The sequence below is a fragment of the Mesorhizobium sp. M0659 genome (assembly GCF_040320605.1).
Taxonomy (GTDB): Bacteria; Pseudomonadota; Alphaproteobacteria; order Rhizobiales; family Rhizobiaceae; genus Mesorhizobium.
Genome location: NZ_JAMYPY010000025.1, coordinates 1 through 26,581 on the forward strand (window position 1 = coordinate 1; position 26,581 = coordinate 26,581).

A 26,581-nucleotide genomic window follows, 5' to 3' on the forward strand; every position below is an offset into this window, starting at 1 on the left:
CTGACGCCGCGCGGGCGCAGGAACGCCTTCGTCTCGCGGGCACTTCCTGCGATCAACTCTTCGCCGCCCAGAAGCTCAATCGTCTCGGCCCAGCCCTCATCAACAAGCGATTCGTGTGTCATCGCAGTGTAGAATCACACCCGATTCCGCAAGGCAATACCTATCTTAGCGCCTATGCCCTCGAGGGGGAGATGTCGCCGAAGGCGACAGAGGCGGTCGCCTCTCGTAGAGCGCCAACCTCCTTCCGCCGCAGTAGGTCGAGCCCGGTCGGACCGACCCCCTCTGCCCTGCCGGGCATCTCCCCCTCAAGGGGGGAGATTGGCAGCACGCCCACCTCGGCTACCAGTCGAGCTTGAACGCAAGTTTGCCGAAATGCTGCCCGCCCGCCGCCATGTGCGCGTAGGCTTCGGCCGCCTGCTCCTGGCTGAACACCTTGTCGACGACCGGGTCGATGCGGGCGGCGGCGATGGCGCGGACGGCGGCGCGAAGGTCAGATACCGACCCGGTGTTGTTGCCGACCACCTTCAGCGCCTTGATGATGATCGGCAGCAGGTCCACCGTGGCCTCGGCGCCGGTGACGAAACCGATGGTGAACAGCGTGCCGCCAGGCGCGGTGGCGTTGACGGCGCGGGCGAAGGTGGCGGTGCCGGCGGTCTCGACGACGAGGTCGGCGCCGAGGCCGCCGGTCAGTTCCAGCACCTTGCCGTCCCAGTCGGGCGTCGCGCTGTAGTTGATGAGATGATCGGCGCCGAGTGCCTTCGCCCGCTCCAGCTTCTCGTCCGACGAAGAAGTGATGATGACGGTGGCGCCGGCGGCTTTCGCCAGCTGCAGGGTGAAGATGGAGACGCCGCCGGTGCCGAGCAGCACGACGACCGAGCCCGGCCCGACATCGGCGGCGCGGACGGCGTTCCAGGCGGTGGTCCCGGCGATCGGCAGCGTAGACGCCGCCTCGAAGGAGAGACGAGCCGGTACCGGCACGAGCGAGTTGGCCGGCAGCGCGACATATTCGGCGAGCGACCCCGGCAACGAAATTCCGCGCATCTGTGTCATCTCGTTAGGCCGGGGCGGACCGCCGATCCAGCGCGGCTTGGCATGGGCAACGACGCGATCGCCGACGGCGAAATCCGTAACGCTCTCCCCCAGCGCGACGATCTCGCCGGCGCCGTCGGCGACGGGAATGAGCGGAAAGCCGGGCACGCGATAATTGCCGCTGGCCACCGCCACATCGACGAAATTCAGGCTCGCGGCGCGCTGGCGGATCAGCACTTCGCCGCGCTGCGGTTCAGGCGTGGCAATGGTGGTGGCGCGAAAGGCGTCCAGTTTGGCGGCGGTCAGTTCGATGGCTTTCATGGCTCACGCATTCCTGTTTAAGGGGTCAATCGTCAGGATTGAGTGAAGCTATCTGCTGCGCTACAAGCAGATAATCCGGAATTTTTACATTTGAGTCCTGTGCTTTATGCAGCAATCACACGACCCCGCCAGCCTTGCCGAAATGGCCGCCTTTGCGGCCATCACCGAAGCGCGCTCCTTCACCAAGGCAGCGTTGCGCGTCGGGCGCGACTCGACGGTTCTGTCACGCCGCCTGCAATCGCTGGAGCAGCGGCTCGGCGTGCGGCTGCTGCACCGGACCACCCGAAGCGTATCGTTGACGGAGGCGGGAGCGGAGTTCCTGGTACGCGTCCGCGCCATCCTGGCCTCGGTAGACGAAGCCGAGGCTGCTGCTTCCGCGCATGCCAGCGGGACGCCGCGCGGCTTGCTGCGGCTGGCGCTGCCGGGAACCTTTGGGCGTATGTGGATCGGGCCGCTGTTGCCGCACTTTCTAGCGACGTTCCCGGATGTCCGCATCGAGGCCGAGTTCTCCAACCGGTTCGTCGATCTCGTTGCAGAGAACTTCGATGTCGCCGTCCGTCTCGGCGCGCTGGAAGACTCGCGCCTGGTGGCGCGCAAGATCGCGACACGGCGGCGGTTGCTGTGCGCTGCTCCCTCCTACCTCGCCCGCAGGGGCGCGCCGGAAGCGCCGGAAGCACTGACCGAACACGCCTGCCTCGGCTTCTCCGGCTTCCAGACGTTTCCTAGCTGGGAGATGACCGACAGTTCGGGACGCCGCGTCAACGTCGAAGTCTCGGGGCCGATGGTTTGCGACGACGCCGAGGTGCTGGTCGAAGCCGCGGTGCAAGGCCTCGGCCTGATGATGAGCACCGATTGGCTGGTCGGGCGCGAACTCGCCGACGGACGGCTGGTGCCGGTGCTGGCGGACTGGACGCTGGCCGACGAAGGCGCGGTCTATGTCGTCATGCCCTCGGCCAAGGGACAAGCCGCCAAGACACGCGCCTTCGCCGACTGGATCGGCAAGCGCTTCGCGCCGGAGCCGCCCTGGACGTCGAGGCCGGTCTCAAAGGCTTGATCAATGGGGCGGGCCGGGGCTAAGACGGCATGCCGCTGTCACCAGGCCTTTTGTCCTGTATGATCTCGTTGAATGTAGCTCGGAGGGGATCATGCAAAGTGCATTGGCGAAGTTCATCATGGCAAGTTCCGTTCTGGCCGCGCTGCAAGCCGCGCAGCCGGCTTTTGCCGCGTCCTGCAACTGGAGCGCCAAGATGGAAGAAGACGAAGGCGGCAGCGTGCTGACGGCTTCGGTGTGCGGCGGACCGAAGGCCGATGCGCATCTGATGCTGGTCTGTTTCGACAAGCCGCTGCTGAGCTACGATCTGGGCGCGGCCGGCCAGCAGCTGGAGCCCGGCATCAGCGCTTCCTTCACCTTCAAGGGCGGTGACAAAAGCGTGACCAAAAAGCTCGACCTCGAGGCCATGTATAATTACTTCACGGCTGAGCTGAGCAAAGACGATCCACTGCTCGGCTTGTTGCGCGGCAAGGGCGACGCCACGGTTACGGCCGACAAATATGGCGAGAACAGCTTTCCGCTGACGGGCTCGAGCGCTGCGATCGGCAAGGTGCTGGCGCAGTGCGGCAAAGGTTCGGCCGGCGAAGCGGACTGAAGCTCCCTACTTCGACCACGCAGCTTGGTCCCGCGCCTCCGTCAGGGCAAAGCCAAGCAGGTTCTCGCCGCGCCCCGGTTTGCCGTTTCGCTCATCGACGGGGGCACGGGTTTGGAGGCGGCAACATGCGGCCTGAGTTTTCAACGCGAGCTGCGCTCTCCCTCCGGTGTCGCCACCAGCAAGGCGGCGGCGGCATTGGCCGTGGCAATCGCTGCTTCCATCTGATGGCCACGTGCAAGGCCTGCCGCGAAGGCGCCGACGAATTCGTCGCCGGCGCCATGGGTGCTGACGACCTTGACCGGGACGGCCGCCAGCGCGAAGGCCGCGCCGGTCCGGTCGCAATAGGCGACGCCTTCGCCGCCGGCGGTGACGATCGCCGAGGGGTAGGCATCGATCAGCCGCCGCGCGGCTTCGGTTGCGCCGGCGAGCTTATCGACCGGAACGCCGGCCAAAAATTCCGCTTCGATGGCGTTGACGATGACGATGTCTATCAGCGCGGTCAATTCGGCCGACAGTGTTCGCGCCGGTGCGGCGTTGAGCACGACGCAGCCTCCGGATGCCTTCACCGCGCGCGCGGCAGCGATGTTGGCGGCATCGGGCACTTCGTTCTGCAGCAACAGCACTGCCGTCTGTACCACCACCTCGCCCGCAGCCGCGATGTCATCACCGCCCAGGGTGAGATTGCTGCCGGAGACGATCACCGCGCCATAGTCGCCATCGCTGTCGAAGATCGCCACGCTCATGCCGGAGCCTGCGCCTGCCGCCACGCGCACGAAGCGGCGATCGACGCCGGCGCGATCGAGATTGGCCAGCAGCGCCGTGCCGAAATCGTCGTCGCCGACGGCGCCGATCATCGCCGCGCGCACGCCGGCGCGTGCCGCCGAGACCGCCTGGTTGCCGCCCTTGCCGCCGCATTTCGGCTGCCAGGCATGGCCGGTCACAGTCTCGCCCTTGCGCGGACGGTCGGGCGCGTCGACCATAATGTCGTAGTGCAGGCTGCCGAAGACGGTGACCAGCGGAACCGTCATGTGCCGCGGTCTTTTCGCTTCGAGGTGACCGCCGACATGGTGCGGCCGAGATTGCGCTCCGCCGCCTGGTAGTCGCGCTGCGCCACCGCCACGAACAGCGCGTCGAGGATGTTGAGCTGCGCGATGCGGGCCGCCGCGTTCTCGCCCATCAGCGGCGATCCCTGCGCCGTCGAGCACAGCACGATGTCGGCAATCCGGGCCAGCGGCGAGTTGTCGTAGTTGGTGATGGCCAGCGTGCGGGCGCCGCTCTTGCGGGCAAGATGGATGGCGTCGATGACGGCCGACGTGTTGCCGGAATGCGAGAAGCCGACGGCGATGTCGTCGGCGCCGAGGAGCGAGGCCGACATCAGCATCATGTGCGAGTCGTCATAGACAGACGCGCGGATGCCGATGCGCAGGAATTTGTGCGAGACGTCGCGGGCGATCTGGGCGGAGCCGCCGACGCCATAAAAATCGCGGTTCCTGGCGCGGTAGAGCAGATCGGCGGCACGGTCGAAATCGTCCATGTCGAGGATCGCGAGCGTCTCCTCCAGCGCCTGGATCGAGGTGCGGAACACTTTCTGCACGATCTCGGCCGAGCTGTCGTCGACCGACAGTTCCTGGTGCATCTCGGCGGTCGGCAGGCGGCTGTATTCATAGACGGCGGTGCGAAAGTCGCGGTAGCCGGAGAAGCCGAGTTTCTTGGCGATCTTGACCACCATCGCCTCCGACACGCCGGCCTCCTCGGCGATCTGTTTGAGCGGAATGGTCTCGTCGAAACCGCGCCGGCCGAAGACGGTTTCCACCACCTTGGCCTCAAGCGGGGTGAGATGCGGCATCATCATGCGGATGCGCGGCCCCACGGCTTTCAGATCGAGATTGCTCAACGTCATCCACGTCCCCTCGTCTCCGGCCCGAGCATGGCTTCCTGGACGATAGCCTGCGACGTCACGGCGTCCTGGCTGGCCATCGCGGCGGACAGGCGGTTATCCTTCTCCAGCCGGTCGACAACGCGCAGCAGGCGCTTGACGGTGGCGATGTTGACTTCGCATTCGCGCACCGGATCGAGCCCGGTCATGTCGGGGAAAGTGTCGAAGTAGATGGCGCCGGCGTAGCCGTCGCGACGGATCTGGCACAGCAGTTCGATGGTCTGCAGCGTGTGCACCGCGCCGACCATCAGGCCGTCGTCGCGCTTGGCATAGCCATCGTTGAGATGGACGCCGAGCAGCTTGCTGTGGCGAGCGATCAGCGCCGCGGCGAAGGCCGGCTGTTCGTCGGCATAGAGCACATGGGCGAAATCGAGCGTGACGCCGAGATTGGGTAGGCCGACCTCGCGGATCGCCAGCAAGGTGGTCGCCGCATCCGGCATCAGCGAGTAGGAGCGCGGTTCGTTAGGCTTGTACTCCAGGCTGATCTGGCAGCCGGGATCATGCGCGGCAACTTCACGAACCCCCTCGATTTCGTGCTGCCAGAGCGTCGCATAGTCAGTTTGAAATGCATAGTCGAAGCCATCCTGGCCCAGCCACAGCGTCATCAGACTGGCGCCGGCCGCGCGCACCGCATCGATACCGGCCTTGGTCAAGTCGATGGCTTCGCGGCGCACCGCTGGGTCCGGATTGGTGAAGGCGCCGAGCTTGAAGGCCGGATTGGAGTAGTAACGCATGGCAAAGCCATTGATGGAAAGCCCGAGATCGCCGAGCCTTCGGGGGATTTCAGCCGGCTTTTCACTGAGATGGTCGGGGAAATTAAGATCAAGATCGGTCAGCCCGTCGACCTTGGCCGCGCGGGCTGCCATCTGCAGCATGGACGGCTTGCCGGTGAGATCAGGCCATTCGGCTTGCGGCCGCGAGGCGAAGGAATTCAGGCGGGTGGCGAAGCGACTGTTTGTCATGATCGACCTTTCAGTGATTTACTTCACATAAATACGAATATTTGTAAAGTTCTCATTTGCGAGACGGTTTGTAGCGCGCAACATCCTGCTTGGCCGAGATCTTCGGCTCCGCCTCAGCATCCATTTCGGGAGTTTCGAGTCCCGCAACGGTGCGGATACTGGTGCGAGCCCTTGCGCCCTGCCTGCCGATTGACCAATCTCGCCGACACTGTCATGAGCCGCGGTTGGGGGATCGCACATGCCAACGCTTTATCAACTGAAACCGGCCTTTCAGGCCAGGCTGCGGCCGTTGGCCGACCGGCTGGCCGATGCTGGCGTCACCGCCAACCAGATTACGCTTCTCGCCGCAGCACTGTCTATCGCCACAGGCCTGGTGGTCACTGCCTTTGCCTTCCATCTCCTGGTGTTCCTGTTGATGCCGGTGGTGCTGTTCGTGCGCATGGCGCTCAACGCCGTTGATGGGATGCTGGCCAGGGAACATGGACAAGCGTCGAAACTCGGGATGTATCTCAACGAACTCTGCGACGTCGTCTCGGACCTGGCGCTGATCCTGGCCTTTGCTCCGCTGTTCCCGGCCTGGGGTGTCGTTGCCTTCGCTATTACCGCCATGCTGGTCGAGTTCGCCGGCGTGCTCGGCGTCGCCGCCGGCAGCGGGCGCAACTATGCCGGGCCGTTCGGCAAGAGCGACCGAGCCCTGGTGCTCGGCGTCATCGCCTTCCTCATCGCCTGCGGCCTGTGGTTCCAAGCGATTGTGCCCTTTGTGTTTCCGGTCATGGCTACACTGTCAGTCGTAACCGCCATCAACCGGATACGCGGCGGCCTTAGAGCGGGCGGCGCATGATGCCAAAGCGTCAGGCACCCGACCGCCAGAGGGAAACCATGATCCACCAGACCATTGCAGCCGGAGCACCGGCAAGCCTCGAGCGCATCGCGCAGGAGCGCACGTTCAAGAGCCATGACGGCACCGAGATCTTCTACCGCTACTGGCCGGCCGCCGAGTCGACGCCAAAGGGTGCGATCCTTCTGTTCCATCGCGGCCACGAGCATGGCGGCCGCATGGCGCATCTGGTCGACGAACTCGCCATGCCCGATCATGCCTTCTACGCCTGGGACGCGCGCGGCAATGGCCGCTCGGCCGGCGAGCGCGGCTATGCGCCGTCCTTTGCCGCCCTGGTTCGTGACATCGACTGCCTGGTGCGTGAGATCGGCCGGGATGGTGTTGGCCAGCGCGACATCGCGCTGATCGCGCAGTCCTTCGGCGCCGTGCTGGCCGCTGCCTGGGTGCATGACTATGCGCCCGACATCCGCGCGCTGGTGGTGGCTTCACCGGCCTTTTCGGTCAAGCTCTACGTGCCCTTCGCCAAAGAGGGCATTGCGCTGTGGCAGAAGCTCAAGGGCCGCTTCTTCGTCAATTCCTACGTCAAGGCGAAGTTCCTGACGCATGATGCCGAGCGCATCGCTTCCTTCGACGGCGATCCGCTGATCACGCGACCGATCGCCTCCAACATCCTGGTCGAGCTTTACGACCACGCTGCCCGCATCGTCTCGGACGCGCGCGCCATCACCGTGCCGACGCAGCTCTTGATCTCCGGCAGCGATTGGGTGGTGCGGCATGGACCGCAGCACGAGTTCTTCGTCAATCTCGGCAGCAGCGCCAAGGAGCGGCATGTGCTGCCCGGCTTCTTCCACGACACGCTGGGCGAGCGCGATCGCAAGCAGGCGCTGGACCTGATCCGGCCATTCCTCGAAAAGCAATTTGCCACGCCGGAGAAAACCATCGACTTGCTTCAGGCCGACCGAGCCGGCTACACCCGCGACGAGGCCGAGAGGCTGGCCTCGCCGCTGACGCTGCTGTCGCCCAACGGTATTTTCTGGGCGATGAGTCGCGCCTCGATCCGCATGGGCGCCTGGCTGTCTTCGGGCATGAAGATCGGCATGGCCACCGGCTTCGATTCCGGCTCGACGCTCGACTATGTCTACGAGAACGACGCGCGCGGCACCGGCTTCATCGGCCGCATGATCGACCGCACCTTCCTCGACGCCATCGGCTGGCGCGGCATCCGCCAGCGCAAGCTGCATCTGGAAGAGCTGATCGGCAACGCCGCCGCCAGCCTGAAGGCAGCCGGCCGTCCCGTCCACATGCTCGACATCGCCGCCGGTCACGGCCGCTATGTGCTCGATGCCGTTGCCAAATGCACTGAACCGCCAGCAAGCGTGCGGCTGCAGGATTATTCCGAGCTCAATGTCGGACTGGGTTCGAAGCTGATCGCCGAGCGGCGTCTGCCGACCAGCGTTACCTTCCATCAGGCCGACGCCTTCGATGCCGACATGCTGGCTGGGTTGACCCCGGCGCCGGACCTCGCCATCGTCTCCGGACTTTACGAATTGTTCGCCGACAATACGATGATTTCCCGCTCGCTCGGCGGGCTGGCGAGCGCCATGCAGTCCGGCAGCCTGCTCGTCTACACCAATCAGCCATGGCATCCGCAGCTGGAGATGATCGCGCGCAGCCTGACCTCGCATCGCGGCGGCCAGGCCTGGGTGATGCGGCGGCGCACGCAAGGCGAGATGGACCAGTTGGTGACGGCGGCCGGTTTCGAGAAGATCGACCAGCGCATCGACCAATGGGGCATCTTCACTGTTTCGGTCGCTCGGCGCGTCTGAGATCATGGCCGCCCCTGCGACTGACCCTGCCCCGGCGCGGGAACCCTATTTGGGCATCGTGCTGAGGGCAGCCCTTTGGCTGGCGCTGCTGGCGCCATTCTTCTATTCGACCTATGGCTTTGCCAACTGGCTGGCGTCGCGGCGCGACCATGTCGGCAGCATCGTGTTTGCCTGGGAATACGCCATCCCGTTCGTCGCCTGGACGATCGTGCCCTATTGGTCGATCAATCTGTTCTACGGCCTGTCGTTGCTGCTCAACACGACTAGGCGCTGCGTCGACCGGCTCGCCGGCCGCTATCTCTCGGCGCAGATCATTGCCGTCGCCTGCTTCGTCGCGTTCCCGCTGACGGCGACCTTCGTGCGGCCGGCAACCACCGGCCTGCCGGGTTTCCTGTTTGCGGTGCTCGGTGGTTTCGACAAGCCGTTCAACCAAGCGCCATCCCTGCACATCGCGCTGCTGGTGATCATTTGGGACCATTGGCGTCACGTTCTGGCACGTCACCGTCTCGGCGGCATTCTCCGCCCCGTCCGGCACGTCTGGTGTTTTCTCATCGGCGCCTCGGTGCTGACGACCTGGCAGCATCATTTCATCGACATTCCGACCGGCGCCCTGCTCGGTCTCTTTGCGCTGTGGCTGTTTCCGTCCAAGGGCGAATTGCCGTTCTGGGGTTTTCGGCTGACCGCCGACCCCAAGGCACGGCGGCTGGCGGGTTATTACGGGCTGGGGGCGGCCCTTGCCCTGGCCGGCGCTGCCGAGGGCGCGTTGGTCTCCGCCGATTTTCTCATCCTGTTGTGGCCGGCATTGGCACTGGCCATCGTCGCCTTCGCGTATGCCGGGGCCGGCGCCAAAGTGTTCCAGAAGGCAGCCGATGGTAGCGTCTCACTGGCCAACCGTATCCTGCTCCTGCCCTACCGGCTTGGCGCCCGGATCAATGTGTGGGTATGGACCCGCCAACTGGCGCCGCAAGTGGAGATCACCGACGGTGTTTTCCTCGGCCGGTTTCCGAGTGCCGACGAGGCCAACCGCTTCGGCACAGTGATCGACCTTGCCGGCGAGATGGAACGGCCGCGCGGCGTGACCTGCCGCTGGATCAGCTACGCGATGCTCGACCTCGTGGCGCCGCCTCACGACAGGCTGGAGCGAGCGGTGGCGGCGATCGAGCTGGCGCGCCGGCGCGGCACCGTCCTGGTCTGCTGCGCGCTCGGCTTCCAGCGCAGTGCAGCCGTCGTCGCCGACTGGCTGGTTGTGACCGGACGCTCGCACACTGCCGCGCAGGCGCGCAGGAAACTCGCCGCATTGGGCCGGCCCGTGCATCTTCAGATCGGGCTGGAAGAACCGGGGCTGGAAGAACCGACATGAATTGGCTGGCATGAGTGGCGAGAACTTTCCCGAGAACGCCGAAATATTCGCCGCCGGACTGATGGTGCAGGCGGTGTGGCCGATCCTGCTCGTGGTGGCGGCTGTGATGGCAGCGCCGGTCATCGGCCTGGTGGCCGGGCCGCAGACGACAGCGCTGTCGGCGGCGGCCTGGCTGGTCGCGGCGGCGAGCGCCGTGGCCACGCTGGCACTTTCGGCCTTGCTTTTGTTCGACGCCCTGCTGTTCCGGCTGATGGCCAGCCACGCCAGCGAGGCCGCTGGCGGTGCCGCAGTCGACGATGTGCTGGCGCGCATGCGCCTGAAATCCACCGCTGCCGGCGGCCGCTCGCTTAACCATCGCATGGCAGGCACGCGCCGCCTGCTGACAAGGCAGCGCATGGCGCTCGCCATGTTTGCTGCGGCATCCCTTTTCGCAGCATTTGTTTGAGCCATGACCAAGCTTCACCTGCGCGCCAACACCTTCACCTTGCTGCAGACGGTGACGTCGGTCGGCCTGTCGGCGGCGGCCTGGGTGGTAACCGGCGTCAGACCAATCTGGAACGGCAGCCAGCCGTCGGAGCGGCAGCGCATCTACTTCGCCAACCATGCCAGCCATGGTGATTTCATCCTGCTGTCGGCCTGTCTGAGTGAGAAGGTGCGCGCCCGGACCCATGCGATCGCGGCGGCCGAATATTGGGGCAAGTCGCGGCTGCGCCGCTTCATCGCGCAGGACATGCTGTCGTCTGTGCTCATCCACCGGCAGTGGACCGACGAAACGCAACACCCGATCTCGATCATGCTGTCGGTGCTCGACGACGGCCACTCGCTGATCCTGTTTCCCGAAGGCACTCGCAACACGACGGAGGCGGATCTGCTGCCGTTCCGCTCCGGCCTCTACAATCTGTCGATGGCGCGGCCCGATATCGAACTAATCCCGTGCTGGATCGAGAACATGTCGCGCGTGCTGCCCAAGGGCCAGTTCCTGCCGGTGCCGCTTCTGTGCCGCGTCGTCTTTGGTCCGCCGGTGGCGATCGCGCCCGGCGAAGAACGCCGCACCTTCCTCGAGCGCGCGCGCCAGACGCTGCTGTCGCTCAACCCGCGTCCGGATCGAGACGGCTGATGCCACTCACGCTTCCACCGATGCATGAAACCGTCATCCTGCTGGTCGGCCTTGTCTGCGTGCTGACCACGGCGAGCGTCATTGCCGGCATCCTGTCGTGGCGGGCGCCGAAGCCGTTGCCCTCGACGCTCGTCAACTTGAACCAGCGCATCAACGCCTGGTGGGTGATGGTGCTGGCGATCACCGTCGCCTTCTTCTTCGGCCGCACCGGCATGACCATCCTGTTTGCGCTGATCTCGTTTGCCGCGCTGCGCGAATTCGTGACGCTGACGCACAGCCGGCGCAGCGACCACTGGGTGCTGCTCGGCATGTTCGGCATCATCATCCCCTTCCAGTACTGGCTGGTGTGGACCGCCTGGTACGGGCTGTTCACCATCTTCATCCCCGTCTACTGCTTCCTCTTGATGCCGGCCATCACCGCGCTCAACGGCGACACCGAGCGCTTCCTCGAGCGGGTGTCGGCGCAGCAATGGGCGGTCATGATCTCGGTCTACTGCGTCAGCCATGTGCCGGCGCTGCTGACGCTCAACGTGCCCGGTTTCGAAGGCCGCAACCTCCTGCTCATTGCCTTCCTGATCATCACCGTGCAAGGCAGCGACGTGCTGCAATACATTTTCGGCAAGCTGTTCGGCCGGCATCTTTTGTCGCCGTCCGTTTCGCCATCAAAGACTTGGGAAGGGCTGATCGGCGGGCTGGTGTCATCGAGCCTGCTCGGCGCGCTGCTGTCGTTCCTGACGCCGTTCTCGCCGCTCGCGGCGGCAGGCGTCGCCTTCATCGCCTGCCTGATGGGGTTCCTCGGCGGGCTGGTGGCGTCGGCGATCAAGCGCGACCAGGGCGTCAAGGACTGGGGTCACCTGATCGAGGGTCACGGCGGCATGATGGACCGCGCCGACAGCCTGGTCTTCGCCGCACCGGTGTTCTTCCACATCGTCCGCTATTTCTGGACGTGAGCTAAGCCGTTCAATCGCGGATGGCGCGGCCTGCCTGCTGCAGCAATTCGAAGGCGGCGAAGCGCTTGTCGTGCCAGGGCACGAGGTCGCCACCGGCCGGGCGATAGATGTCGCCGATGCGCGACATGCCGGTCATCGCCGCGATCACATCGGGAAATTTTTGCGCCGCCACCGCAGCCAATATGGCTGAGCCGAGCAGCACCGGTTCGGGCGAGGTCGAACCGGCGACGGTCAGGCCTGTGGTGTCGGCCAAAAGCTGACGTACCAGCTCGCTTTGCGCCGCACCGCCGCTGACGACGATAGTGTCGATGGCAATGCCTTTTTTGGCCATCGCCGCCAGGATCTGGCGAACGCCGTAGCCGATGCCCAGCAGGCCGGCGACATAGAGCGCGACCAGACTGTCGAGGGACGTGTCCATGTCAAGCCCGGCGATCAGGGCCTTGGACTCGGGATCGGCGAAGGGCGAGCGGTTGCCGAGGAATTCCGGCACGACATGCAGTCCATCGGCCAGGTGCGCTACGGCGGACAGGTCGGCGGACTGCTTCGCCGCCTGCTGACCAAGCCAAGCGGTCAGGCCGAGACCTTCCGCCTTGGCTTTTGCGGATGCCTCAGCCGTGGCCGGATGGAAAGCGACGAGGTGGTCGATTGCAGCACCCGCCGCCGATTGCCCGCCTTCATTGAGCCAAAGCCCCGGCACCATCGAGGAAAAATACGGGCCCCAGACGCCGGGCACGAAGGCCGGCTCGCTGGTGCTGGCCATGGTGCAGGCCGAAGTGCCGAACACATAGGCCATGCGCGACTGCAAGGTGCCGACCGAGCCCTGCCCGCCAACCGTGCCGACGCCGCCGGCATGGGCATCGATCAGGCCGGCCGCAACCGGCGTTCCCGGCAGCAGGCCGAGATCGGCCGCGGCGACCTCAGTCAGGCCTTGGGCAAGTGCCGTGCCACCCTCGACGATTTCGGTGCCGATGCGGGCAAAGCCTTCATCGACGAGCGCGCCGAGGCCGATGGCGCGGAAATAGGCGTCGTCCCAGCGCCGCTCATGACCGAGATAGGTCCATTTGCAGGTCAGCGTGCAGATCGAGCGCGCCAGGCTGCCGGTTGAGCGCCAGGTCAGATAGTCCGTCAGGTCGAAGAAATGCTCGGCCGCATCGAAGGTGGCGGGCAGGTTCTCGCGCAGCCACAGCAGCTTCGGCGTTTCCATTTCCGGCGAGATGGTGCCACCGACATAGTCGAGCACGGCGTGCTTGCCGGCATTGATGCGCTGCGCCTGGTCGAGCGCGCGGTGGTCCATCCAGACGATGATGTTGCGCTGGCTGTCGCCGGAGCCGCCGACCGCCAGCGGCGCACCGTCCTTGCCGACCACGACCAGCGAACAGGTGGCGTCGAAGCCGATGCCGGCAATGTCGCGGCCGGCAAGCCCCGACTCCGTCACCGCCTCGCGCACGCTGGCGCAAACCGCGCGCCAGATGTCCTCGCTCGACTGTTCGGCGATTTCGCCGGGCTCGATGAACAGAGCGATGTCGCGCTTCGCCGAGGCAAGCATGGTGCCCTTGCTGTCGAACACCCCCGCCCTGGCACTGCCAGTGCCGACGTCGATGCCGAGGAAGTGGGACATGGGGAACCTCAGAAGTTAGGCAGTAGGCAGTAGGCGAGATGGTCGGCAGTGAATGGTCAGTTGCAAGAGCCTCTCCCCATTCCCTACTGCCTAAGGCCTAACGCCTACTGCCTCACAAATCATTGCTCTGCGGCAGGATCACCAGATCCCTGATGGTGACGTTCCTTGGCCGCGTCAGCATGAACAGCACGGCTTCGGCGACCTCGACCGGTTGTATCAGGCCGCCCTTGGCCAGTTCATCCTCAAGCTTGTCCTTCGGCCAATCGCTGATCAGCGCTGTCACCACCGGCCCCGGCTGCACCGCGCCGACGCGCAGGCCGTGCGGGGCGACCTGCCGGCGCACCGTGTGGACGAAGGCCTGCACGGCATGCTTGGATGCCGTATAGATCGGCTCCCAGACCACCGGCACCAGTCCGGCGATCGAAGACGTCACGATGATGTCGCCGGTCTTTCGTTCGACCATATGCGGAAGCACCGCGTGTATGGAGCGGAACACCGCATTGATGTTGAGGTTCAGCATGCGGTCCCACACATCGGGGTCGCCTTCGAGCACCGGGCCGCCGACATAGGCGCCGGCATTGGCGTGGAAGATATCGAGCGGGCCGGCCTTGTCCAGGATTTGCGGCATCATCGTCGCGACGCTGGCCGGCTTCATCAGATCGATCACCAGCGGGATCGCGTCGGGACCGAGTTCGGTGCAGACGCTTTTCAGCGCGTCTTCGGCGCGGTCGACGAGCACAACGCGAACGCCGGCGGCAATCAGCGCTCTCGCGCATTCCAGGCCTATGCCCGACGCGGCGCCGGTGATCGCCGCGACCTTTCCACTCAAATCCTGAGCCATTCTATCCTCGTATCGATTGCGGTTGCGTTCAGGCTCGGCCGTGGGAAACCCGCGAGCGGCGTGCCAGGGAGTCGACGATGACCGCAATTGCCAGAACGGCGCCGGTGATCATGTAGCGAAGCGACGATGACAGATCGAGCAAGGTCAGCCCGCTGGCGATCGACTGGATGACGATGATGCCGAGCAGCGCGGAATAGGCGCTGCCACGGCCGCCAAACAGGCTGGTGCCGCCTATGACCGCCGCCGCAATGGCGTTGAGGTTGACGTCGCCGGTGCCGGCCTGCTGGCTGGCGGAGGCCAGCCGCGCCGCCGACAGGACGCCGCCGAGGGCGGCAAACATCGAGCACATGACGAAGGCGCTGAGGTAGATCGAGCGCACCTTGATGCCGGCCCGGCGCGCCGCTTCGCGGTTGCCGCCGACGGCGGTCATCGAGCGGCCCCATTGGGTGCGGGTCAGCGCATAGTTCATCGCCACCACCAGGCCGACGAACAGGCCGAACATCCACGGTATGCCGCGCGCCTGGTTGAGATAGCCGACGATCAGTTCGAGCAGGATGGTCAAGGCGGCGACGCGCACGATGAGGCCGCCGACCGACGGCGCCGACAAATTGACGGCCCGGCGGCGGCTGACGGTGCGCAGGCCGGTGATCAGCGTGACGATGCCGGGCAATGCCGCCAGTGCATAGGACAGCCAGTCCGGCATGACCAGCAACTGGCCGAAATTCACCAGGTTCGAGCCATAGGGCAGATTGATCGAGCCGGTGGAGCCCAGAATATACAGTTGCAGGCCGAGCACGGCGAGCAGGCCGGCGAGCGTCGAGACGAAGCTTGGCATGCCGAGCCGGTTGAACAGCAAGGCATAGAGCGCGCCGATGAAACCGCCGACGGCAATCGCGGCGAGGATGGCGAGCGCCACCGGCCAGCCCTGGTTGACCCAAAGCGTGCCCACCATGGCCGAGGCAAAGCCGCTGATCGAGCCGACCGACAGGTCGATCTCGCCGACCATCAGCACGCAGACTATGCCGAGCGCGATGACGCCGACGGTCGAGCAGTCGAACAACAGATTAACGAGGTTGCTCGACGAGACGAACACCGGATTGAGGGCGGTGAACACGCTCCAGATGATGACCAGGCCGACGATGACCGGCAGCGAGCCGAGGTCGCCGGAGCGGACGCGGTCGAAGAAGGCGCTGATGGCGCCACCAACGCCGGCCTGGTGCTTGACGCGTACGTCGCTGCGGTCGAGCGCCGTCGACGAGGAGGTGTCCTGCTTGGGCTCCGCGCTCATGGCCGCTGCTCCTGATTGTTCGCTTGTTCGGCGGCCTTGCGCCGTTCGGCGCGGCGCGACACTGCATTGTTGGCGGCGCCGGTGATAGCGCTGACCAGTTCCTGGTTCGAGGCGTCGGGTTCGAAGACGCCGTTGTTGCGGCCGAGCCTGAGCACCACGATGCGATCGGCGACGGCGCGCACGTCCTCCATATTGTGACTGATCATCAGCACGCCGAGCCCACGCTCGCGCACCCGGTCAATGAGGTTCAGCACTTCCGCCGTCTGGGCGACGCCAAGCGCGGCGGTCGGCTCGTCGAGGAGGATGACCTTGGGGTCGAGCAGCAGCGAGCGGGCGATCGCCACCGTCTGGCGCTGGCCGCCGGACAGCGAGGCGACCGCCTCGCGGACGCTTGGAATACGCGCCGACAATTCGTTGAGCAGCGTCCAGGCGCGAATTTCCATCGCCACCTCGTCCAGCCGCAGCGGGTTGATCTCCTTGCCGAGAAAGATGTTGGCGACGACGTCGAGGTTTTCGCACAACGCCAGATCCTGGAAAACGGTGGCGATGCCGAGCGTCAGCGCGGCACTCGGGTCAGGCATGGTCACCTGCCTGCCGCGGAAATTGATGGTGCCCGAGCTCGGCTGGTGGACGCCGGCCAGGATCTTGACCAGCGTCGACTTGCCGGCGCCATTGTCGCCGACCAGCGCCACCACCTCGCCGGCATGGACATCGAGATCGATATCGGTGAGCGCCGAAACGGCGCCGAAATTCTTCGAGATGCCGCGCAGGCTGAGCACCAGCTCTCCTGCCGAAACCGGTCCGTCAGAGATGTCAGACATGGTGGCAAACCTTTCCGGATGGGCGGTCAAGAGTGACTGCGAACTTCCGGCCACCGCAAGGGCGGCCGGAAAGCAGGATCAGGATTCTAGGTCATCCTTTTATGCATGTCGTTATCCCAAAACCGCTGCGCACTTTTGGGCGACCTGCATTGTCACTTTGTAATGCCGAGCTTCTTGCAACCTTCGGCGTAGCGGTCGACGCAAAGCTCTTCGGCGGTGTTGATCTTCTTGTCGATGATCTCGGCCTTTAGGTTTTCCTGCGTCACCACCGCCGGCGTGAACAGCTGCGAAGGAGTGTCGTAGAGGGTCATTTCGGCCTTCGGCGTCTCGCCCGACAGAAGCTGGACGGCGACGTTGGCGGCAGCCGCCGCAACGATCTCGCTCGGCTTGGAGATGGTGTTGTACTGGTCGCCGGCGATGATCAGCTGCAGGGCGGCGATGGTCGCGTCATTGCCGGTCACCGGCGGCACCGGATCGACTCCGGCGGCCTTGAAAGCGGCGATGGCGCCACCACCGGTGCCGTCATTGGCCGCAACGACGCCGACGATCTGCGTGGAGAAGCGGGTGATCTGGCCGCTTGCCCATTGCTGCGCCTTCGGCGGCGCCCATTCCGGCGTGTCGTATTCGGCAAGGATCTTGTAGCCGCTGTTGTCGAGGCTGGAATGGATGCCCTTCTTGATCAGCCCGGCGGCCGCGTCGGTCGGCGATCCGTTGATCTGCAGCAGGCCGCCGCTGGCGGGGTCGACCTTCAGGGCCTTGAGGTGTTCAACGAGCGAGTCGGCAATGGCCTTGCCGATGCCTTCATTGTTGAACGAGACGTAGAAGTCGGCAGGTGCAGTCGGGATCGGGCGATCATAGGCGATGACCTTGACGCCCTGGCTCTGCGCCAGCTTGACCAGCGAGGCGGCGGCGGTCGAGTCGACAGGGTCGAGCACGATCGCCTTGGCGCCTTGCGAGATCACCGAGTTGAACTGCTGTTGCTGGCGCGAGGCGTCGGCATCGGCGTTCTGGTAGATCACCTTGCAGCCGGGGCAGAGTTTTTTCATCTCGGCGACGAAGCCGGGATAGTCGTGCTGCTCGTAGCGCGTCGAGGCTTGGTCGGGCATCAAGAAGGCGACCGTGGCGTCGGTAACCGGGGCAGCAAAGGCAGCGGTGCCGCCAAGAAGAGAAAGAGTGAGCGCGATGGCTCCCGTCGATTTCCAGGCATATCTGGTCATTTCGATAGCTCCGTTTCAAGGAATGGTTTCATGAAGCCCTGGACACCATATGGCGCCGGGCCTTGACTGCAGTCGGGCTGTTGCGAGGAACAACGGAGCACTTGATCCGTGCTGCGCATCCTCTAGATATCTCTGGATTTCGGGACAAGCGATCTCCAGCACGGAGCGCCTCCAACGCACCCCGCGTTCTTACCTCAGTAAATGTCTAGGCTCCTCCCGGTCCTCCCTGTTAGGCGGCAATCTCCGCGCTGATGTTTTCCGCCAGCAGGGCCCTGAAGCGCGAAGGCGACATGCCTTTCTGGGTCAGGAACTGGCGGTTGAAATTCGAGATGTTGTTGTAGCCGGCGGCATAGCAGATCTCGGTGATCGGCATGTCGGCCTCGCTCATCAGCAGCTGGCAGGCAAGGTTGATGCGCAGCCGGTTGACATACTGCACCAGGGCCATGCCGGTATGGCGGCGGAAGCTGCGCGAAAACGCGCTCGGGCTGCGGCCGGCAATCGCCGCCAGATCGCTTTCGCTGAACGGCTCGGTCAGGTTGGCGTTGATATAGGCAAGCGCCTTGTTGACGCCGGCCGACATGAAGCCTGAGGGATCCGGCAGATAGCTGGCGCTGGTGAGCGTCCGCACATCGGCGGCGCGGCTCAGAATATCGACCAGCTCCATGAACAAAGCGATGCGGCGAACGCCTTGCGCTTCGACCAGTTCGGCCAGCACAGGTGCGGCGAGCTTGGCGGTAGCGGTGGAGAATAGCGCGCCGCGGCGGCTGAGCTCGAGAATGTTTTCACAACCGGCAAGTTCCGGCAACGCGGCGGTGGCGTCGGCGATGAACTCTTGCGAGAACTGCACGACGCGGCCGCGCAGCGGCACGCTGGCGCCTGCCGGCACGTCGCTAACCCAATTGTGCGGCAGGTTCGGGCCAGTGAGCACGAGATTGCCGGGCTCGAACTCGCCGATGAAGTCACCGACGAAATAATGGCCCGTGGTGGCGACGACGTGATGGATTTCGTATTCGGGATGGAAGTGCCAGCGCACCGTGTGGAAGGGGTAGCCGTGGGCCCAGGCCTTGAACGACTCGCCGCGTCTGATCTGGACGACTTCCAAGTCCGGATTCATCTCAGTTCCTCCCGGCGCCGGTCCGGTCATGCGACCAGTTGCAGTGCCATCTCCCGCAGGCCGCGTTTGCCGCTCTCTGCAGTGACCAAAGCTTAGGCGGCAATTCATGCAGCCGCCACCACGGTGTGTCCACCTCACTGATACTTTTTTGACGTTTTTGTGGTCAAGGCGATACGTTTGCGAGTACGCGGGAGAGATCAGGCCCCGCTTGCGAGACGGTGACGACGCAAACGATGTCGCCGGCGGCGAGAGCTGGTCGCTCGATTGCGGCTCCGTCACAGTGATAATATGCAAAGGGAGCGGATCGGCATGACAAGGACGTTCACCTATTCCGGCAGCCCTGCGCACATTGTCTTCGGCAATGGCGCGTCGTCCGAGGTGGGCACCTGGATCGAAAAGCTCGGCTGCAAGCGCGCGCTGGTGCTGTCGACGCCGCATCGGGCTGCCGACGGCGAGGCGCTTGCCAAGTCCCTCGGCGCGCTGGCGGCCGGCACCTTTTCGGGCGCCGCCATGCACACGCCGGTCGAGGTAACCCAAACGGCAATGGCCAAGGCAACCGAGGTCAAGGCTGACTGCGTTGTCGCGCTTGGCGGCGGCTCGACCACCGGTCTCGGCAAGGCGATCGCCTGGCGCACCGACCTGCCGCAGATCGTCATCCCGACCACCTATGCCGGCTCGGAGGTGACGCCGATCCTCGGTCAGACCGAGAACGGCGAAAAAACCACAATGCGTGACGCAAGGATCCTGCCGGAAGTGGTGATCTACGATCCAGAGCTGACCGTCGGCCTGCCGATAGCGATGAGCGTCGCGTCAGGACTCAACGCCATGGCGCACGCGGCCGAAGCGCTTTACGCGCAGGATCGCAATCCGATTTCCACCCTGATGGCGAAAGAAGGATTGCGCGCCATGAAGGCGGCGCTGCCGGTGTTGACCAAGGAGCCTGGAAATATCGATGCACGCGGCGATGCGCTTTACGGCGCCTGGCTGTGCGGTACGGTGCTCGGCGCCGTCGGCATGGCGCTGCATCACAAGATCTGTCACACGCTGGGCGGCTCTTTCGACATGCCGCATGCCGAGACGCATGCGGTGATGTTGCCGCACACGATCGGCTTCAACGCCGTCGCGGTGCCCGACTTGTTGAAGCCGGTCGCCGACTTGTTTGGCGGCAGCGCCGGTAGCGGTCTCCACGATTTCGCCAGGGCGGTCGGCGCGCCCCTTACATTGAAAGAACTCGGCCTCATGCAGGCCGATCTCGACCGCGCCGCTGAGATCGCGACCAGGAACCCATACTGGAATCCGCGGCCTTTCGACCGCGCCGCAATCCGCGCCCTGTTGCAGGACGCGTGGGAGGGAAGGCGTCCGCAAAACTGACGGCAACAAGCAAGGAACTTACCCGCCGCGAATTCATCAGGATACCGCCACGGCCGGTGTGCTCGCGGCGGCCTCGCGGTGCCGGCGATCGCCTGCCCTTTCGCATATAGCCGACAGGCATGAGTGGCTCCGCCTGATCGGCGCAGGCCGCTCACGGTTTGTGCGCGTGAAAAACTGCGCGGCTCGAAAAGCCCATTGACATCAGCCGTATTTTCGACGCAAACGTTATATTGTTACTGTTATACAGTTACACAGCCCGCCTCTCCGGCGACATACATTTCAGACTGCAAGGAGACCACGGATGCGTCGCATTCCCTTTCTCGCCGCGCTGCTCGTCGCGGTGCCGCTTTTGACCGGCACGGCTGCCCGCGCCGAAGACAAGCTGACCATCGTGGCGGCCGAGAATTTCTATGGCGACCTTGCCCGCCAGATCGGCGGCAGCAACGTCACCGTCACCAGCATCCTGGCCAATCCCGATGACGATCCGCATCTGTTCGAGACCAGCCCGTCGACGGCGCGCACCATCGCCGACGCCAAGATCGTCATCTATAACGGCGCCGACTACGATCCGTGGATGGACAAGCTGCTGTCGGCCTCGACAGCCAAGGATCGCACGACCATCGTCGCCGCCGACCTGATCGGCAAGAAGTCGGGCGACAACCCGCATCTGTGGTACGACCCGGCGACGCTGCCGGCCATCGCCAAGGCGCTGAGCGCCGACCTTGCCAAGCGCGATCCGGCCAATGCCGTGTATTATGAGGCGAACCTGAAGGCATTCCAGACCTCGCTCGAGGCCATTGACAAGGAAATCACCGACGTCAAGAACACCTATGCCGGCACCGAGGTGACGGCTACCGAGCCGGTCTTCGGCTACATGGCGGAAGCGCTCGGTCTCAAGATGCTGAACTACGATTTCCAGGTGGCTTTGATGAACGATGCGGAGCCGAGCGCCACGCAGGTGGCGGCGTTCGAAAACAGCCTGAAGGACGGCTCGGCCAAGATCCTGTTCTACAATTCGCAGGTGACCGACGAGGCAACGACAAGGCTGCTCGACATCGCCAGGCAGAACAAGGTCACGGTCATCGGCGTCACCGAGACGGAACCGGCGGGCCAGACGATCCAGACCTGGTTCGGCGGCCAGATCGACGCGGTCCAGAAGGCGCTCGCCGCCCGCACACAATGAATGTGACTGCGAATGAATGTGACTAAATGAACGCAATCGAATTCGACAAGGTCACGCTGACCTATGGGGGACGCCGGGTTTTATCCGACGTCTCCTTTTCGATTCCGCAAGGCGCCTTTGTCGGCCTGCTCGGCGCCAATGGAGCCGGCAAGACGACGATGCTGCGCGCCATTCTCGGCCTGATCAAGCCGGCCGGCGGCGCCATTTCGGTGCTTGGCAAATCGCCGACGCGCGGCAACGCCGACATCGGCTATATGCCGCAGGCGCGGCGCGCGCTTGGCGACGTCGGCGTCAGCGGCCTCGACTTCGTGCTGAGTGCCGCCGGCGGGCATCGCTGGGGCTGGCCCGTCGCATCGGCTGCCGAGAAGGAGGCGGCGTGGAAGGCTCTTGAAGAGGTGGGCGCCGGCGACCTTGCGCGGCGGCCGCTGGGCGAGCTTTCCGGTGGCGAGCGCCAGCGCATCCTGATCGCGCAATCGTTGATCGGCAATCCGCAACTGCTTTTGCTCGACGAGCCGCTGATCAGCCTCGATGCGGGCCATCAGCGCGCGATCATCGACCTGGTGCATCAGATCGGCGAACGGCTCGGCATTGCCGTGCTGTTCTGCTCGCACGAGATCAACCCGCTGCTGCGCGCCGTCGACCGCGTGCTCTATCTCGGCAACCGCAAGGCGGCGATCGGCTCCGTCGACGAGGTCGTCAGCGGTCCGGTGCTGTCGAAACTCTACGGCACGCATATCAATGTGGTGCGGGTTGCCGGCCGCATCTTCGTCATGGCCGACGATGTCGAACTGGAGAGCGGGGCGCATGTCCACGATCTTTGACTATGAATTCATGCGCAACGCCTTCTATGCCTGCACCATCGTCGGCATCGTTTCGGGCGCGGTCGGCTATTTCCTCGTGCTCCGGGGCCAGACCTTCGCCGGCCATGCGCTCTCCCATGTCGGCTTTCCCGGGGCCACCGGCGCCGGCCTGATCGGGCTGTCGCCGTTTCTCGGCCTCACCGTGTTCACCGTCGCCGCCGGCATCGGCATCGGCCTGCTCGGCGAACGCGCGCATCGCGACGTCGCCATCGGCATCGTTTTGACGCTGTCGCTCGGCCTGGGCTTGCTGTTTCTGCATTTCTACACCGCCTTCGCCTCGCAGGCGACCAACGTGCTGTTCGGCAATGTGCTGGGCATCAGCCTGCGCACCGTTATCGTGCTTGCGGTGCTGGCGGTGGCGATCCTTGTCGCGCTTTTGCTGATCGCGCGCCCGCTGCTGTTCGCCAGCCTGCAGCCGGAACTCGCCGAAGCGCGCGGCGTGCCGCTCACTCTTGTCTCGACCCTGTTCATGGTGCTGGTCGCCGTCGCCACGTCCGAGGCGGTGCAGATCGTCGGCGTGCTGCTCGTCTTCGCGCTGATGGTGGCGCCTGCAGCCACCGCGCTCAGGCTTACCAGCGGCGTCGGAGCCGGCGTGCTGACGTCCATCGCGCTTGCCGTGATCATCGCCTGGATCAGCCTGACGCTAGCCTTCCTGACCGACTGGCCGACGAGCTTCTGGATCACGGCGCTGGGCGCGGCGGCCTATGTCGTCAGCGGCATGGTCCGGCGCCCGTCGGTCCGAGAGACTCAGAGCGCCGACGCCGGCCCCTGAGGCTTGCCCTCCGGCGGGTCGATCGGGTCGGCTGGGGTGCAAAACTGACGTTAGGGAAATACACCCAAAAAAAGTCAGGTCTACAATCCGGCTCCTGAAACGTTTCAGCCGCGAAAGACAAATTCATTCAATCGCTAGATCGCGACCTCTGTCGCGCCAAAGGTCCGCTCCTGAGCGGCCGGAAAATCCGGAAAACCGCCATTTCAAGCGCATTTTGCAGCGGCGAATGGCGTCCGCGCGGCCGGTTGGAAGCTGGCCGGGAGGTGCAAAGGCGACCCCCCGCGGCCATCGCGGGCGGCGTTGACAGACCGCGGTGCTGCATGCGTATAGCAAGCCATGGGTCACGCCATGGCCGTGGCGGTTGAGACGGGGCTGGGGGGTTTCGTAACAACAGCATTGACGGCCCGGCGCCGGACGGGCGGCATGCACTCTCGAAGTGCGCCGCTCGCTCTTGGCTGACGCGCCGGCGACCCGGCAGCAGTCCTGGCCTGCGTTCTCTCGACCAGGCTCCGCAGAACGCCATCGTCTCAGCTTTTCGATCCGCATCGGTTCGAAGCGAACGAGGTGACGCCCTCTTAACCGATATTCGCTTCGCTACGTCCCCCTCCCCTGCTGGGCGAGGGGGACGCTGGCAATGAACCGCGCCGGCCGAGGTGTATCGGCACCGATCAGGCAAGCCTGACGACGTCGATCAAGCAAGCTTGACGACGAAGTGCTTGGTTACCGGCTCGATGATCTGCCAGGTGCCCTTGAAATCGGCTTCGACCACGAACGCATCGCCCGGACCGACCTCGACCGGCGTGCCGCCATCGGGCGTGATGATGATGCGGCCGGCGATCATGTGCACGAACTCATAGTCGGTGTAGGTGGCGTGATAAGTGCCGGGCGAGGCCCGCCAGGTGCCCGACAGCACCTTGCCGTCGGCGGTGGTGTGCTGCACGGCGGTCTGCATGGTCGGCCGGCCCGCCACAACGATCCAGCCCGGTAAGTCGCCGCCCTCGGCATGCTCGACAGCGCCGAATTTGAAAATGGTGGTGTTGGTCATGGGAGGCTCCGTTTGAATTGCATGGCTGCCGGTTGGATAGCCGATGCGTGTGACGGGGGCAACGCAAGGGCCGACCCCGGATGTCGGAGATTTGGCGAAGGAGGCGGGGACCTAATCTCCCCCATCGAGGGGGAGATGTCGCCGAAGGCGACAGAGGGGGTCGCCGCGCGTGGAGCGCCTGCCTTCACTTGCAGGATTGGGCCGAGTCCGGTCGAACCGACCCCCTCTGGCCTGCCGGCCATCTCCCCCTCAAGGGGGGAGATCAGCGGCGTCGCCTCCTCCAATGTTGCACTGCGTTAGATTTGTTGCATTGCGATATCGACCCATAGGGCGGAGTCTTGGTCCGACTGTGAACGGTTGCAGCGCCGTGTCCCGTTGGGCGCAAAGCTGCCGCACGTATGATCCCGGCGCGATCGTTACTCGCCGAGGCGGGGTCATGCACCAGCACGAGGTGGCAAATCGTGTCAGCATCGTTCCGGCCCGATATCGAAGGACTGCGTGCCTTGGCGGTGGCAGGCGTGATCGCCTTTCATTTCGGCTTCACCGGCCTGCCCGGCGGCTTTACCGGCGTCGACATCTTCTTCGTCATCTCGGGCTATCTGATCACAAAACACCTGCTTGCCGAAATCACCGAGACCAGGCGGCTCAACCTGTGGCGCTTCTACGCGAGGCGCGCGCGGCGGCTGTTGCCGGCGTCGCTGTTCGTCATTCTCGCCACGCTGGTGGCCGGCGCCTTCATCCTGTCGCCGGAGGAACAATCGCTCTATTCCAGGGGCGCCATGTTCGCCTCGGCCTACATGATCAATCTGTGGCTGATCCGCTGGTTGTTCGACTATTTCGCCGCAGATGCGGCCAGCAACCCGTTTGTCCATTTCTGGTCGCTGTCGGTGGAGGAGCAGTTCTATCTCGCCTGGCCGGCGCTGCTTGCACTGGCGGCATGGCTGCGCCCCGGCAAGCGCGGCGCGATCCTGGTGATCGGCATTGCCGGTCTCGTCTCGTTCGCCGTCTGCGCCTGGCTCACCACGGTCTCACAGCCCTGGGCCTTCTACTTCTCGCCGCTGCGCGTCTGGGAGTTCGCCGCCGGCGGGCTGGCCAGCATGGTGCCGCAACAAGTCTGGCAAAACCGCCCGCGGCTCGCCGCGCCGCTGGCGTGGCTCGGCCTGGCGCTGATCGCCGGCGCCTATCTCTCCTTCAGCGAGGAAGCCCCCTTCCCCGGCTTCCTCGCCCTGGTGCCGGTGGCCGGCACAGTGCTGTTGCTGCTCGCCGGTTCAGCGCATGCGCAGCAAGGGCAGAGCGCTGAGAAAAGCCCGAGCGCGGCACTGGCGCTGCCGCCCCTGCAATGGGTCGGCAAACTCTCCTACTCGCTCTATCTCTGGCACTGGCCGGTGATCGTCTATGCCACGATGGTGGTGCCCGAGCTGTCGCCGCTCGGACGCCTCGCCTGCCTGGCGCTCACTTTGGCGCTGTCGGTCTTCACCTATCATGTCATCGAGAACCCGATCCGTCGCAATGGCTGGCTGATGGCCAGTGCGGCGCGGGCGCTGGTGCCGGCCGTCCTCCTGACCGGCACCAGCGTCGCAGCCGCATATGCCAATGCCAGGCTGGCCGTCCACGATCTGGACCCTGAGCAGCGCAGCATTGCCGCCAGCGCCGCGCAGCCTTCCACGGCGCGCGCGGCCGGCTGTATTCTTTCCTTTGAGACGGTGACGCCGAAGGCCTGCGTGTTCGGCAACAAGGACGCCCCGCGCTCGATTGCGCTGTTCGGCGATTCGCATGCCGACCACTGGTCGACGCCGCTGATCGAGGCGGCGGCCAAGAACAACTATCGCCTCGTCACCTATCTCAAATCGTCCTGCCGTGCCTCGCGGGTGACGACCTGGAACTGGCGGCTGAAGCGCGACTACACCGAATGCGACCAGTGGCGGGAGCAATCGGTCAAGGACATTATCGCGTTGCACCCGCACATGGTGGTGATCTCGGAATTTTCGATCGGCAATGTGATGAAGGAATCGCCCGAGGAACTGAAGCACGCCGATGGGAACGAGGAGTGGAAGACCGGCCTGCGCTGGACGCTGGCGGCATTCAGCCGGGCCGGGATCAAGGTCGCGGTAATCCGGGACGTTCCCTACAATGGAAGCTATGCCGACAAATGCGTGGCGCGGGCGCTGTGGCGCGGGCAGGTGCCTGAAGTCTGCGACACGCCGAGGGACGCGGCGGCGAACGACGACATCGCCGCGGCCGAGCGCGACGTCGTGCGCAGCGTGCCCGGCGCCACCTATGTCGACCTGACCAGCCAGTTCTGCGACGCCCAAACCTGCCACGTGTTCATCAACGGCCAACTCGCCTTCCGCGACCGGCACCACCTGGCGACGCCATTTGCTGAATCACTGGAGCCGCTCTTGGAGAAGGCGGTGTTTTAGGGGGCGGCGAGGTAGGGGGACCTGACGGCTGACGCTCAGTTGATGC

At 64.9% G+C, this 26,581-nt stretch carries 24 protein-coding genes; 13 read left to right on the top strand and 11 right to left on the bottom strand.

The window, feature by feature from the left end:
* Nucleotides 1-339 precede the first annotated feature (339 nt).
* Nucleotides 340-1,350: a zinc-dependent alcohol dehydrogenase family protein gene (locus NKI31_RS27300; RefSeq protein WP_352653038.1), complete on the bottom strand. Its 1,011-nt coding sequence runs from the start codon at nt 1,348-1,350 to the stop codon at nt 340-342.
* 106 nt (nt 1,351-1,456) lie between these two features.
* Here NKI31_RS27300 and NKI31_RS27305 point away from each other — a divergent pair, with 106 nt between their 5' ends.
* Nucleotides 1,457-2,404, top strand: coding sequence for a LysR family transcriptional regulator (locus tag NKI31_RS27305; RefSeq protein WP_352653039.1), 948 nt, complete (start codon nt 1,457-1,459; stop codon nt 2,402-2,404).
* Between the two features lie 91 nt (nt 2,405-2,495).
* Nucleotides 2,496-2,996, top strand: a complete 501-nt coding sequence (locus NKI31_RS27310; RefSeq protein ID WP_352653041.1) for a hypothetical protein — start codon at nt 2,496-2,498, stop codon at nt 2,994-2,996.
* A gap of 140 nt (nt 2,997-3,136) precedes the next feature.
* On the opposite strand, the gene NKI31_RS27315 is transcribed toward NKI31_RS27310, so the two are convergent.
* From NKI31_RS27315 to NKI31_RS27325, 3 genes are read right to left on the bottom strand one after another with little or no spacing between them, the layout of a single operon-like run.
* Nucleotides 3,137-4,024 carry a ribokinase gene (locus NKI31_RS27315; RefSeq protein ID WP_352653043.1) on the bottom strand — a complete coding sequence of 296 codons (888 nt, stop codon included), beginning with the start codon at nt 4,022-4,024 and terminating at the stop codon, nt 3,137-3,139.
* Nucleotides 4,021-4,896: a MurR/RpiR family transcriptional regulator gene (locus tag NKI31_RS27320; protein ID WP_023730361.1), complete on the bottom strand. Its 876-nt coding sequence runs from the start codon at nt 4,894-4,896 to the stop codon at nt 4,021-4,023. Before NKI31_RS27320 ends, NKI31_RS27315 begins: the two co-directional genes overlap by 4 nt.
* The gene (locus NKI31_RS27325) at nt 4,893-5,894 is read right to left on the bottom strand and encodes a TIM barrel protein (protein WP_352653044.1); all 1,002 of its coding nucleotides are present in this window, start codon (nt 5,892-5,894) and stop codon (nt 4,893-4,895) included. The genes NKI31_RS27320 and NKI31_RS27325 overlap by 4 nt, the downstream gene beginning before the upstream one ends.
* Nucleotides 5,895-6,132: 238 nt before the next feature.
* Here NKI31_RS27325 and NKI31_RS27330 point away from each other — a divergent pair, with 238 nt between their 5' ends.
* Genes NKI31_RS27330 through NKI31_RS27355 form a run of 6 tightly spaced genes read left to right on the top strand, consistent with a single transcriptional unit; the run spans nt 6,133 to nt 11,985 of the window.
* Nucleotides 6,133-6,735 carry a CDP-alcohol phosphatidyltransferase family protein gene (locus NKI31_RS27330; protein ID WP_023831077.1) on the top strand — a complete coding sequence of 201 codons (603 nt, stop codon included), beginning with the start codon at nt 6,133-6,135 and terminating at the stop codon, nt 6,733-6,735.
* 41 nt (nt 6,736-6,776) lie between these two features.
* Nucleotides 6,777-8,558, top strand: a complete 1,782-nt coding sequence (locus NKI31_RS27335) for a bifunctional alpha/beta hydrolase/class I SAM-dependent methyltransferase (protein WP_502899205.1) — start codon at nt 6,777-6,779, stop codon at nt 8,556-8,558.
* A 4-nt stretch (nt 8,559-8,562) separates the two neighbouring features.
* Entirely contained in the window at nt 8,563-9,918 is a 1,356-nt protein-coding gene (locus tag NKI31_RS27340) for a phosphatase PAP2/dual specificity phosphatase family protein (RefSeq protein ID WP_352653046.1), read from the top strand.
* Between the two features lie 10 nt (nt 9,919-9,928).
* On the top strand, nt 9,929-10,363 hold the full coding sequence (locus tag NKI31_RS27345; RefSeq protein WP_352653047.1) for a hypothetical protein: 435 nt from the start codon (nt 9,929-9,931) through the stop codon (nt 10,361-10,363).
* A gap of 3 nt (nt 10,364-10,366) precedes the next feature.
* Nucleotides 10,367-11,035, top strand: coding sequence for a lysophospholipid acyltransferase family protein (locus tag NKI31_RS27350; protein ID WP_352653048.1), 669 nt, complete (start codon nt 10,367-10,369; stop codon nt 11,033-11,035).
* A 20-nt stretch (nt 11,036-11,055) separates the two neighbouring features.
* Nucleotides 11,056-11,985 carry a phosphatidate cytidylyltransferase gene (locus NKI31_RS27355; protein ID WP_352653071.1) on the top strand — a complete coding sequence of 310 codons (930 nt, stop codon included), beginning with the start codon at nt 11,056-11,058 and terminating at the stop codon, nt 11,983-11,985.
* Between the two features lie 10 nt (nt 11,986-11,995).
* Here the strand turns inward: NKI31_RS27355 and NKI31_RS27360 are convergent, their stop codons facing one another.
* The 6 genes from NKI31_RS27360 to NKI31_RS27385 form a co-directional block, all read right to left on the bottom strand.
* The gene (locus NKI31_RS27360; protein ID WP_023819102.1) at nt 11,996-13,603 is read right to left on the bottom strand and encodes an FGGY-family carbohydrate kinase; all 1,608 of its coding nucleotides are present in this window, start codon (nt 13,601-13,603) and stop codon (nt 11,996-11,998) included.
* 112 nt (nt 13,604-13,715) lie between these two features.
* Nucleotides 13,716-14,444 carry an SDR family oxidoreductase gene (locus NKI31_RS27365; RefSeq protein WP_023685460.1) on the bottom strand — a complete coding sequence of 243 codons (729 nt, stop codon included), beginning with the start codon at nt 14,442-14,444 and terminating at the stop codon, nt 13,716-13,718.
* Between the two features lie 28 nt (nt 14,445-14,472).
* Nucleotides 14,473-15,732: a sugar ABC transporter permease gene (locus NKI31_RS27370; protein ID WP_023819103.1), complete on the bottom strand. Its 1,260-nt coding sequence runs from the start codon at nt 15,730-15,732 to the stop codon at nt 14,473-14,475.
* On the bottom strand, nt 15,729-16,553 hold the full coding sequence (locus tag NKI31_RS27375) for an ATP-binding cassette domain-containing protein (RefSeq protein WP_023715131.1): 825 nt from the start codon (nt 16,551-16,553) through the stop codon (nt 15,729-15,731). Before NKI31_RS27375 ends, NKI31_RS27370 begins: the two co-directional genes overlap by 4 nt.
* Nucleotides 16,554-16,705: 152 nt before the next feature.
* Entirely contained in the window at nt 16,706-17,770 is a 1,065-nt protein-coding gene (locus NKI31_RS27380; RefSeq protein WP_352653049.1) for an ABC transporter substrate-binding protein, read from the bottom strand.
* 229 nt (nt 17,771-17,999) lie between these two features.
* A complete protein-coding gene (locus tag NKI31_RS27385) occupies nt 18,000-18,884 on the bottom strand; it encodes an AraC family transcriptional regulator (protein ID WP_023693836.1) in 885 nt (294 codons plus the stop codon).
* 309 nt (nt 18,885-19,193) lie between these two features.
* Here NKI31_RS27385 and NKI31_RS27390 point away from each other — a divergent pair, with 309 nt between their 5' ends.
* The 4 genes from NKI31_RS27390 (at nt 19,194) to NKI31_RS27405 (ending at nt 23,070) form a co-directional block, all read left to right on the top strand.
* Nucleotides 19,194-20,255 carry a maleylacetate reductase gene (locus NKI31_RS27390; RefSeq protein WP_023730355.1) on the top strand — a complete coding sequence of 354 codons (1,062 nt, stop codon included), beginning with the start codon at nt 19,194-19,196 and terminating at the stop codon, nt 20,253-20,255.
* Between the two features lie 301 nt (nt 20,256-20,556).
* Entirely contained in the window at nt 20,557-21,438 is an 882-nt protein-coding gene (locus NKI31_RS27395) for a metal ABC transporter solute-binding protein, Zn/Mn family (protein ID WP_352653050.1), read from the top strand.
* A gap of 26 nt (nt 21,439-21,464) precedes the next feature.
* Nucleotides 21,465-22,259, top strand: a complete 795-nt coding sequence (locus tag NKI31_RS27400) for a metal ABC transporter ATP-binding protein (RefSeq protein WP_352653051.1) — start codon at nt 21,465-21,467, stop codon at nt 22,257-22,259.
* A complete protein-coding gene (locus NKI31_RS27405) occupies nt 22,243-23,070 on the top strand; it encodes a metal ABC transporter permease (RefSeq protein ID WP_023685454.1) in 828 nt (275 codons plus the stop codon). Before NKI31_RS27400 ends, NKI31_RS27405 begins: the two co-directional genes overlap by 17 nt.
* 691 nt (nt 23,071-23,761) lie before the next feature.
* Here the strand turns inward: NKI31_RS27405 and NKI31_RS27410 are convergent.
* A complete protein-coding gene (locus tag NKI31_RS27410; protein ID WP_023672492.1) occupies nt 23,762-24,115 on the bottom strand; it encodes a cupin domain-containing protein in 354 nt (117 codons plus the stop codon).
* A gap of 461 nt (nt 24,116-24,576) precedes the next feature.
* Between NKI31_RS27410 and NKI31_RS27415 the strand changes: the two genes are divergently transcribed.
* Complete coding sequence (locus NKI31_RS27415; protein WP_352653052.1) at nt 24,577-26,535, top strand: acyltransferase family protein; 1,959 nt, start codon at nt 24,577-24,579, stop codon at nt 26,533-26,535.
* The last annotated feature ends 46 nt before the right edge of the window (nt 26,536-26,581 follow it).